General features: G+C 69.7%; 10 protein-coding genes and 1 pseudogene. 7 read left to right on the top strand and 4 right to left on the bottom strand.

Annotated elements, in window-relative coordinates; genetic code table 11:
* The first annotated feature begins 84 nt into the window (after positions 1 to 84).
* From AB0J69_RS48210 to AB0J69_RS48225, 4 genes and pseudogenes are all read left to right on the top strand, one after another.
* Positions 85 to 633 (top strand): TetR/AcrR family transcriptional regulator, encoded by a 549-nt coding sequence (locus AB0J69_RS48210; RefSeq protein WP_364132567.1) that lies wholly within the window; start codon positions 85 to 87, stop codon positions 631 to 633.
* A 52-nt stretch (positions 634 to 685) separates the two neighbouring features.
* A pseudogene (locus AB0J69_RS48215) lies at positions 686 to 811 on the top strand (FAD-dependent oxidoreductase); the annotation flags it as partial.
* A gap of 231 nt (positions 812 to 1042) precedes the next feature.
* Positions 1043 to 1534 (top strand): MarR family transcriptional regulator, encoded by a 492-nt coding sequence (locus tag AB0J69_RS48220; protein WP_364132569.1) that lies wholly within the window; start codon positions 1043 to 1045, stop codon positions 1532 to 1534.
* Positions 1531 to 2580 carry an alpha/beta hydrolase gene (locus AB0J69_RS48225; protein ID WP_364132570.1) on the top strand — a complete coding sequence of 350 codons (1050 nt, stop codon included), beginning with the start codon at positions 1531 to 1533 and terminating at the stop codon, positions 2578 to 2580. Before AB0J69_RS48220 ends, AB0J69_RS48225 begins: the two co-directional genes overlap by 4 nt.
* Positions 2581 to 2717: 137 nt before the next feature.
* Here AB0J69_RS48225 and AB0J69_RS48230 read toward each other — a convergent pair whose 3' ends face one another.
* A complete protein-coding gene (locus AB0J69_RS48230; protein WP_364132571.1) occupies positions 2718 to 2954 on the bottom strand; it encodes a hypothetical protein in 237 nt (78 codons plus the stop codon).
* A gap of 480 nt (positions 2955 to 3434) precedes the next feature.
* Positions 3435 to 4613: a cytochrome P450 gene (locus tag AB0J69_RS48235; protein ID WP_364132572.1), complete on the bottom strand. Its 1179-nt coding sequence runs from the start codon at positions 4611 to 4613 to the stop codon at positions 3435 to 3437.
* Between AB0J69_RS48235 and AB0J69_RS48240 the strand changes: the two genes are divergently transcribed.
* The 3 genes from AB0J69_RS48240 (at position 4561) to rraA (ending at position 7963) form a co-directional block, all read left to right on the top strand.
* Positions 4561 to 6090, top strand: a complete 1530-nt coding sequence (locus AB0J69_RS48240; protein WP_364132573.1) for an FAD-dependent oxidoreductase — start codon at positions 4561 to 4563, stop codon at positions 6088 to 6090. The two genes, AB0J69_RS48235 and AB0J69_RS48240, sit on opposite strands and share 53 nt — an antisense overlap.
* A 72-nt stretch (positions 6091 to 6162) precedes the next feature.
* Positions 6163 to 7185, top strand: coding sequence for a hypothetical protein (locus AB0J69_RS48245; protein ID WP_364132575.1), 1023 nt, complete (start codon positions 6163 to 6165; stop codon positions 7183 to 7185).
* A 307-nt stretch (positions 7186 to 7492) separates the two neighbouring features.
* Positions 7493 to 7963, top strand: a complete 471-nt coding sequence (rraA, locus tag AB0J69_RS48250; protein ID WP_364132585.1) for a ribonuclease E activity regulator RraA — start codon at positions 7493 to 7495, stop codon at positions 7961 to 7963.
* Positions 7964 to 8011: 48 nt separating this feature from the next.
* Here the strand turns inward: rraA and AB0J69_RS48255 are convergent, their stop codons facing one another.
* Both AB0J69_RS48255 and AB0J69_RS48260 read right to left on the bottom strand, forming a co-directional pair.
* Positions 8012 to 8827: a carbohydrate ABC transporter permease gene (locus tag AB0J69_RS48255; protein WP_364132577.1), complete on the bottom strand. Its 816-nt coding sequence runs from the start codon at positions 8825 to 8827 to the stop codon at positions 8012 to 8014.
* A gap of 2 nt (positions 8828 to 8829) precedes the next feature.
* Positions 8830 to 9755 (bottom strand): sugar ABC transporter permease (locus AB0J69_RS48260; protein ID WP_364132579.1); only part of this gene is annotated, 926 nt, incomplete at its 5' end.

Genomic DNA, 9755 nt, shown 5'->3' on the forward strand with positions numbered 1-9755 from the left:
ACATTCTGCAGAGTGACATAGACCTCAATGAAAGGCCGATGTCGCTGCCGACGCGCATTGTTAGTAAGTGGTTACTATGTGACCATGAAAGCGCGACACAGCACCGCGAACCAACGACGCGCGGAGGCCATCGCGGCCGGCATGCGGGCCTTCGCCGACCACGGGCTGACGACCTCATCGATCCAGCAGGTCGCCGACGAGATCGGGGTGTCGCAGCCGTACGTCTTCCGGTTGTTCGGCAGCAAGCAAGCACTCTTCCTGGCCTGCCTCGACGAGCTGGAACGTCAGGTGCGGGAGGTCTTCCGGCAGGCCGCGGCGACCTCCCCGGACGACCCGCTGCCCGCGATGCGCACCGGCTTCCGGAAGATGCTCACCGACGGGGTCATCACCGGCCTGTGGTTGCAGGCATGCGCCACCGCCCGCAGGGACGAGACGGTGGCAGCGCGCTGCCGCGCCGTCATCTCCGGCGTCCTGGCAGAAGCCGCGCGGCTGACGGACGCAGGGACGGACGGCCTGGCGCGAAACCTCGCCGACGGCGCGCTCGTGGTGATGCTGCAGGCGCTCGGGGTGGACCTCACCGCCGGAAGCCGGGCCGCCATCGACACCCTGCGCGCCGAGGAGCCGATCTCGTGAACCGGCTCCTGCCGCCCGCCGGACCAGCGCGACGGGCGGCAGGTGCGCACGGATGACCGGCGATGCCGAACGCGTGGTCGTGGTGGGCGCCGGCATCGCCGGGCTGACGGCCGCCCACCGGCTCGCCGTCGCCGGGATCGAGGTGACCGTGCTCGAAGCCGAGCGCCGGCCAGGTGGTGCCGGTGTCCGGGCGAACAGCGATCCTCACCGGCGGCCGGCTGCGGAGCTTCGCCACCGACCGCCCCGCCCCGCTGCTCAGCGGCGGTGTGCTGTGAGCCCGGGACATCCCCCCGGCCGTCCGCGGTGCGATCCGGGCCGCGGCCGCCTGCCTGCCCGCCGTCCAGCCGCGGCTGTCGGCGGGGTGGAGGCATGGAGCAGAATACTCAACGCGATGTAGACTATCTCTCTCATGGAGAGTAAAGATGGTCGTGATCTTGATGTCGCAGGGCTTGCGGGGCAGTTGCGCGGCCTGGTCCTGCAACAGCAGGGCGCCTGGCTGGAACTCGACCTCACGATGCCGCAACTGCGTGCCCTGTTCGCCGTCCGGCGGCGATCCGGCTGCACGGTGTCGGAGCTGGCCGAGAGCCTCGGACAGCGGCTCGCGGCGGCCTCCGCCCTGGCGAACCGGCTGGTCCGCGCCGGGCTGCTGCGGCACGTGCCCGACCAGGAGGATCGCCGGCGGGTCCGGCTGGAACTCACCGACGACGCCGAGCAGATGCTGACCGCGGTGGACCGGAGGTCGACGGACAGGTTCGCCGCGATCCTGGGCCGGATGAGCCCGCAGGGACGCGACGCGCTGGCCACTGCCCTGATGGAACTGATCGAGCTCATGTCGTCCGGGATCCCGCAGAGCCCGGCAGCCACCGCCACTCCAGGCCGTACCGACGAGGAGCGACCATGAACACGCAGCAGTACCGCAACCCCTTCGAGGATCTGTCCGGGACGATCGGCATCCGGGCCGTCCGGGACGCCGGCTTCCACGAGCGCCGGTTCGACACCGGGACTCTGCGGATCAACTACGTCGAGGGGCCGGACACGGGTCCCCCGCTGGTCCTGGTGCCGGCGCAGACCGGGACCTGGGAAAGCTACCAACGGGTCCTGCGGCCGCTGTCACGCCGGTGGCGGGTCTACGCGGTCGACGTACGTGGCCACGGCAAGTCGAGCTGGACCCCGGGCGCATACTCGTGGCGGCACCTCGGCGCGGACATGACCGCCTTCCTGACCGAGGTCGTACGGGCCCCGGCCGTCATCTCCGGCAATTCCTCCGGCGGGCTGGTCGCACTCTGGTGCGCGGCCAACATCCCCGATCGGGTCGCCGCCGTGATCCTTGAGGATGCCCCGGTCTTCTCGGCCGAGATGCCCCGCTTCCGCGACCGCGATCGCTACGTGTACCAGGGACTGCGACACCTCGTGGAAACCCTCGGAAACCTGCACGAACGCGACCTGGCCAACTACCTTCGCGGACTGACCCTGCCGGTTTCCGAAACGCGCGAGCGGAGCGTGCCGGACTGGTTCGTATCGTTCCTGTCCCGACGCATCCGGGCCTTCCAGACCCGCCACCCCGGCCGGCCGGTGGACATCCGCTTCTTTCCCCGAAACCTGCGCCTCCTGCTCAAGTCGCTGTCCATGTTCGACCCAGACTTCGCGCGCGCCTTCGTCGACGGCCGCCTCTACGACGGGCTCGACCACGCCGACGCCCTCTCCCGCGTCTCCTGCCCGCTGTTGGTGCTTCACGCCGACTGGCGTCGCCTGCCCTCGCACGGTCTCATCGGCGCGATGGACGACGATGACGCGGCCCGGATCAAGCAGCTGGTACCGCACAGCCAGTACAAGAAGATTCACGCCAACCACGTGATCCACATGTTCCGACCACGCCAATTCGTGGACGCGGTCCAGACCTTCCTGTCGGAGACGGCCCCTGCGGGGGATGGTGCTCGACGCGCCTAGAGAAGACCAGGTCAGAGTAAGAGAAACCAGCGCTTGGCCAGTCGCGTGCCCCTTCGATCCGTCACCCCCGCCATGACCCGTCGAGAGCCTCCACCCCGGACGGGGAGAGGCTCTCGGCGTCGTCAGCACATGCCGCACTACCCGGCGAGGTGCTGGCGCAGAAGGTCCTTGCCCTGCTCGGCTCCCTTGCGGCTCTCGGCCTGAGCGCGGCGGAAGAAGTCAGCGAGCTTGTCGTCCCCGGCGCGTTCGGCGTCGGCGATGTAGTTCTCCAACCGCAGCACGTTGCTCAGGCACTGCTCGACGAACCAGATCAGGTTGTAGTCCTTGTCCTGAGTTCCGGTGACGCCGCCGGTCTCCTGTCGTGTCGGATCCATCTGCTTTTCCTCTGCCTCGACTGGTCGGGTTCGCCTCGCCGGCCGGCGCTCTCGCGCGGCCGCTCTGAGGGCTCCCCCTTTCCCAATGTCGGGGTCCTATGCCTTCGCCAGGCCACCTCCTGTGTCCGGCCCATCGGTCTTGTGCGGTCGGGCCGGTGCGCGACCTCCATGCCGAGTTCGTACGCGATGTCCGCGCCATCCCCTCCTGGAAACCGGACTCGACGGCGGTCCTCGTTCCTTCCGCGTGCGAGTCGAGGTTCTCCACGGCACCCGTCCCCCGGCGCCTTTCGTTTCGTGGACGCAGCGGTGGGCAGCGGCACCATCCATGATGCGCAACCTCCGGTGCGTTGTTCGGCCTCATGACGCGGGGGCGGCAGGCCCCCGTCGCGCTCGGAGTGGCGTACGCGCAGCCGCCCGCGATGAGTGCGCCCGCCCGGGCGGGCTGAGCGGCGGTGACCACTACTGTGTCGCGGTTGACCGCTACTGGGTCGTCGACGGGCGTGACGTTCGGCGCTGCGGTGGCGGCTCCGGTGGTGGGGTGACCGCACGCCGCGCGGCCGCCAGGACGAACCCGCTGGCGGGGCGGGTGGGCACGCGCCGCAGGGAGATGGTGAGGTCCTGTTCGGGGACGTCGTAGTCCAAGCGGGCGAGCCGTACCGCCAACGCCCGCAGCAATGAGATCGTGATGTCCTCCCCGGGGCATCGATGACCGGTGTCCGGATCGCCGCCGCCCTGCGGGATCAGGTCGAAGGCACCGAGCTCGCGTCCGGCGAACCGCCCGGGGTCGAAGGTGTAGGGCTCATCCCACAGCTGTGGGTCGTGATTCTGCCCGTAGACGTCGAGCAGCACCAGGCTGCCCGCGGGAATGCGTTCCCCGGCCCACGACAGGTCGCGGACCGCTCGGCCGCCGACGAACGGGGCGAACGGATAGAACCGCCGAAGCTCGTGCGCGAATGCCTCGGCGTGGGCGGCGTCCCCGCTGCGCAGCGCCTCGCGCTGATCGGGCCAGCGGTGCAGGGCGTGGGCGGCGAAGGTCACGTACCAGGCCACCGCCGCGGTCGGGCGGATGACGTTGAGCAGTTCCACCGCCGCCGTCCGGGCGTCGAGCGGCCTGCCGCCGGCATCGCGGTGACCGGCGACGACGTCGAACGCCGAGCCCGCCGGCGCGGTGTCGGTGCCGTCGCGCAGCTCGCCGATCAGGTCGGTCAGCCACGCCTCGCGACGCCTGCGGGCGAGCCGGCCGCGCCAATGCCGGGGCCCGCCGCTGCCGAACCCGTCCACCATGGCCGTCAGGTCGGAGGCCAGGGCCGGCACCTCGGCTTCGTCCAGCGGGATGCCCGCCCATCGGCACACGGCTCGGGTCAGAACCTTGGCGGCCTCGTCGAACAGCACGACCTGACGCCCGTCGCCCCACGTGCGGGCCGCCTCGTCCCAGGCCACGCCGGTGTGCGCCACCAAGGAGCCGACCCCCACACCGGTCAGCAGCGACATGAACATCGCCTTGCGCACCCGGTGCTCGACGCCGTCCAGATGGTGCACCGCCCCGTGCCCGACCAGCGTGCTCGTGACGGGCTCGGGCAGTGCCGTACGACGGTGAACGTTGCCTATGGCATCGCTTCCCGGAGTGCCCGAGTCGTACTGGATCGAATCGACGGCCACAACGTCGTTCCCACCGCTTGAGCAGGGCATCACCGCCGATGTCGCCGTCGTCGGCGGCGGGATCGCCGGGCTGTGCGCGGCGTGGGAGTTGACGCGGGCGGGCCGCTCGGTCGTGGTGCTGGAGGCGGATCGCATCGCCGCCGCCGTCACCGGCTGCACCACCGCCAAGCTGTCCGCTCAGCACACCCTCATCTACGCCAGGTTGCGCCACGCGCACGGGGAGCAGGCCGCCAGGCTGTACGCGACCTCGCAGCAGGACGCGATCGAGCACGCGTTCGCGACCGTGGCCGATCTGGCCATCGACTGCGACCTCGAACGCCTGCCCGCCTACACCTATGTCGAGTCCGGCGAGGAGAGCGAGCAGATCACCGCCGAGGTCGACGCGGCCCGGCAGGCCGGCCTGCCCGCGTCCCTGGTGACCGAGACGGGCCTGCCGTTCGACGTCGCGGCCGCCGTCCGGGTGGAGGACCAGGCACAGTTCCATCCCCGCAAATTCCTGCTCGCCCTGGTGCGGCAGATGATCCGCGACGGCACCCGGGTGTACGAACGTACCCGGGTGACGGGATTGGAAGAGGGACGGCCATGCCGGCTGGCGTGCGAGAACGGCACCACGGTCACCGCCGGCGACGTCGTGGTGGCCACGCACTACCCGATCTTCGACCGGGCGCTGCTGTTCTCGCGTCTGCAGCCGCGGCGTGAGCTCGTCGTCGCGTCGCCCATTCCACCCGAGCAGGACCCGGGCGGCATGTACATCACCACTGAGCACAACACCAGGTCGGTCCGCACCACCCCCTATCGGCACGGGCAGCGCCTGCTCATCATCACCGGGGAGATCGCCGAGCCCGGCTCCGGTGACGCCGGCGAACGTTTCCAGCGGCTGGCGGCCTGGACCGGCGAGCGCTTCCCCGGCACGCAGATCACCCACCGATGGGCGGCGCAGGACAACGCCACCACCGACCACCTGCCCTACGTGGGGCACCTTCACCCAGGAGCCGAGCACGTCTACGTGGCCGCGGGATTCAGCGGCTGGGGCATGAGCAACGGCATCATGTCCGGGAAACTCCTGTCCGCTCTCATCACCGGCCGCGAGCTGCCGTGGGCCGAACTGTACGATCCTCGGCGGCTTCACCCGCTTCGCGAGGCCGCCCCCATCGCCAAGCTCCAGGCCAAGGTCGCACGCCACTTCATCGGGGACCGCCTGCGCTCCTCCCACGTCGATTCGATCGACGACATCGACCCGGGATCGGGCGCCATCGTCCGTATCGGCGGCCGACGTTGCGCGGTCCACCGCGACACGGCGGGGGTCGTTCACGCGGTCTCTGCCACCTGCACGCACCTCGGCTGCATCGTGGCCTTCAACCAGGCCGAACAGACCTGGGAATGCCCCTGTCACGGATCGCGCTTCGGAACCGACGGAGCCGTCCTGCACGGTCCGGCCACCCACCCCCTGGAACCGATCGACCTGGACAACCCATGACGCCCCCTGCCGACTCGGGCGCGGAGGCCCCCGGCGGGCCATCGCCTCGGAGATCATCGCTACTCTGCGACCATGTCCCTCCATCATCGATCGCGCGGCGCGACGGCCCTCGTGGCGGCCCTCGCGCTCACCGCGAGCACCCCCTCCATCGCGCAGGCGCACGAAACGCCCGCGGCCGCGGCGGACCGAGTCCTGCGGGTCTACAACAACAACATCGAGAACCTGGTCAGGAACAACGCCGACGGCACGTGCACCCGCATCTCGGGCCCGGACCACCTGGCGTCGATGCTGGTCGACGACGACGGCCGGACGGGCACCTCCGGTGTGCGGGCCCCCGATCTGCTGATCGTGCAGCAGGTACGCGGCACCGGGCAGGCCACGGCCTACGCCGACCAGCTCTCCGCCAAGTTCGGATATCCGGCGGGCACCTACAAGGCGATCGTCGCCTGGGACGATCCCGAACCGTGGGGCAGCACGCACAAGTGCAGCCAGCAGGCGCTCGGTGACCTGAAGAAGAAGCAGACCAACGGGATCGTCTACAACACCAGGACGCTGAGCCTGGCCACGGGCGACATCTCGAAATACTGGAGCGCGGGCTGGCTGAAGCCCGGAACGGCCTACGCCGGCGGGGCCGGGTGCACGCTGTACAAGCCGCCGGACAACGACGACGGCGCCACCAACGCGTACAAGTGGAAGCGTACGAGCGCGATCGCGGCGAGGTTCACGATCAGGGAGACGGGGACGACTGTCTTCGCCGCGACCATGCACCTCCCGGAGCAGAACGGCGCCAATGCCTGCGCGGGCGCCGGCTACACCGGGATCGCGAACTCCGGCATCCATGTCGGCGCGGACGCCACGAGCCTGCTGAACGCCTCGACGATCCGCGTGATCGGGATCGACGCGAACCGCACGAACATCGCCCCCACGACACTCGGCGGCTTGGGCATGACCGGTTACGGAGCGAAGGCCACCGCCGGTTCCAGGAAGATCGACTACCTGTTCGTCAGGGGCGCCGTGCAGCCGTCGAGCATCGATCACACGGTGAGCAGCACGAAGTCGAACCATCTCGCGCTGTACGGATTCATCACGTTCTGAACCCGGCCGGGACGTCACTCTCCGCGGCCCCACGGCGTCCCGGGCCGGGCCTCGGGATGGCGAGGTAGGTTATGACGATCACCGACCAGGCAGGGCAGCGATGAGCGGATCTGCGGCCGAGCTCCACACCACCAAGGCGGACTACGCCTACCTCCGGGTCAAGGAGCTGGCGCTGGAGGTCGAGCGCGGCCAGGCGGCCCTGCGGCTGCGCAAGCACCACAGCGGCGAGGCCGGGGCGGATGCCTTATCCCTGGCATCGGCACTCCGTCCGAGCGGCTTCCCGTCGATCCGTAGAAGGGTTCCCGTCATGACCATCGTCACCGCCGACCTGTACGACGAGCGCGGCGACCAGCTCGACTCCTGCGACCTGCAACTACGCCAGTACGGCGGCCGTCACGCCTTCGCCGGCCCCATCGTCACCGTCCGCTGCCACGAGGACAACGCCCTGCTCAAGTCCGTCCTGAGCGAGCCGGGCCAGGGCCGGGTGCTGGTCGTGGACGGCGGCGGCTCGCTGCACACCGCGCTCATGGGCGACGTCATCGCCGGCATGGCGGTGGCCAACGGCTGGGCCGGCGTGGTGATCAACGGCGCCGTACGCGACGTCGCCGCCCTGCGCGAGCTGGACCTCGGCATCAAGGCGCTCGGCTCCAACCCGCGCAAGAGCGGCAAGCAGGGCACCGGGGAACGAGACGTGCCGGTCACCTTCGGCAACGTCGCCTTCCACCCCGGCGCCGAGCTGTTCAGCGACGACGACGGCATCCTCGTGACACGGATGTGACGGGCGCCGACGGCCATCGGGCCGTGCGCCGGGACGTGGCCGCCTCCGTCAGCCCTTGATGGCGCCCTGGGTGATGCCGCTGACGAAGCTGCGCTGGAAGACGAGGTACACGACCAGGATCGGGGCGATGACGATCAAACACGCCGCCGCCAGCAGCGGGATGTCCGTCGTGAACTGGCCGACGAAGAGCCCCAGCCCGCTCGGCGCGGTGCGCTGGTCCGGGTTCTGCATCATGACCAGCACCAGCATGAACTGGTTCCACGACCACATGAAGTACAGAACGGACAGCGTGGTGACCGCCGGCCACGAGATCGGCAGCAGCACCCGCGCCAGCACCACGAGGTCCCTGGCGCCGTCGATGCGCGCCGCCTCGACGAGCTCCTCGGGCACGTTCGAGAAGTGCGTCTGCATCCAGTACACCCCGAACGGCATGAACAACGCCGCCTCGGCCAGGATGACGCCGACGTAGGAGTCGGTCAGGCCGACCTCGCGCAGGTTGAAGTAGAGCGCCACCACGATGACCTCGATCGGCAGCGTGAGCCCCATCACGAACCCGAACGACAACGTCCGGCGCCCCCACACCTTGAGGATCGCCAGCCCGTAGCCGGCGAGCGTGGCCATCACCACCGCGAGCGGCACCACGCAGACCGCGATCAGCACGCTCGAGCGCATGAGGTTGGTGAAGTTGCCCTGCTCCCACGCGAGTGCGAAGGTCTCCCACGACCACCGGTCCGGGATGCTCAGCCCGTCGAGCTGCGCGCCCGAGGGATGCAGGGCGGCCAGGACGATGCCGGCGAAGGGCACCAGCACCATGACCGCCAGCAGGACGAGGACTCCGTACCGGAGACTGACACCGCCGCGCATGCTCAACTCTCATCATCCCTGGTGAAATATCGGACGGCGCTGACGACGGCGACCACGATGACGGTCAGCACGACCGCCAGCGCGCTGGCGCCGCCGATGTCGCCCTCGTTGAAGGCCAGCCGGTAGACGAGCAGGCCGGGCACGTTGGTCTGCCCCGCCGGGCCGCCGTTCGTGGTGACGAAGACGAGGTCGAAGCTGGCCAGCGCGGCGATCGTGGTGATGACTCCGGCGACCGTGATCTCCCTGCGCACCCCGGGCACGGTGACGTGCCGGAACTGCCGGAACGCTCCCGCGCCGTCGAGTTTGGCGGCCTCGTACAGGGACGGGTCGATCTTCTGCGCGCCGGCCAGGAAGAGCATCATGCAGAGACCGCTCATCGTCCAGGTGCCGATGAGGCCGAGCGCGATCAGCGCCAGCTGGTAGTCGCCCAGCCAGGCGCGGGTGATCGCCCCCAGCCCGACGAGGTCGAGGAACTGGTTGACGACGCCGGAGTCACTGTAGAGCCAGCGCCAGGTGATGCCGACGGCGACGAGGGGCAGCACCTGGGGGAGGAAGAAGACGATCCGGAAGAACGTCATTCCCCGGCGCACCTTGCCCATCAGCAGCGCTGTCATGAGCAGCCCGATGCCGATGGGGATGACCGAGAAGAAGACGATCAGCGCGAGGCTGTGCAGGATGGCTTCGTACAGCGCCGAATCACGAAAAATCTTGATGTAGTTGGAGAAGCCCGCCCAGACCGGCGGCAGGATGCCGTCCCAGGTCAGGAACGACAGGCGGAGCGTGTTCAGCGCCGGCCAGATGGCGAAGCCGAGGTACACCGCCAGCGCGGGCAGCACGTAGAGCCAGCCGCGCACCCGTCGTCCACGCCGGCGCGGCGGGCGGGCGGGCCCGCCGGCAGCCCGCGACTCGCCGCTGGCGGTAACTGCCC

Source organism: Nonomuraea sp. NPDC049709, assembly GCF_040674815.1.
Taxonomy (GTDB): Bacteria; Actinomycetota; Actinomycetes; order Streptosporangiales; family Streptosporangiaceae; genus Nonomuraea.

Coding starts and splice junctions, on each gene's coding strand:
- AB0J69_RS48210 (WP_364132567.1), top strand. CDS start 85: ATGAAAGCGCGACACAGCACCGCGAACCAACGACGCGCGGAGGCCATC.
- AB0J69_RS48220 (WP_364132569.1), top strand. CDS start 1,043: ATGGAGAGTAAAGATGGTCGTGATCTTGATGTCGCAGGGCTTGCGGGG.
- AB0J69_RS48225 (WP_364132570.1), top strand. CDS start 1,531: ATGAACACGCAGCAGTACCGCAACCCCTTCGAGGATCTGTCCGGGACG.
- AB0J69_RS48230 (WP_364132571.1), bottom strand. CDS start 2,954: ATGGATCCGACACGACAGGAGACCGGCGGCGTCACCGGAACTCAGGAC.
- AB0J69_RS48240 (WP_364132573.1), top strand. CDS start 4,561: ATGGCATCGCTTCCCGGAGTGCCCGAGTCGTACTGGATCGAATCGACG.
- AB0J69_RS48245 (WP_364132575.1), top strand. CDS start 6,163: ATGTCCCTCCATCATCGATCGCGCGGCGCGACGGCCCTCGTGGCGGCC.
- rraA (WP_364132585.1), top strand. CDS start 7,493: ATGACCATCGTCACCGCCGACCTGTACGACGAGCGCGGCGACCAGCTC.
- AB0J69_RS48255 (WP_364132577.1), bottom strand. CDS start 8,827: ATGCGCGGCGGTGTCAGTCTCCGGTACGGAGTCCTCGTCCTGCTGGCG.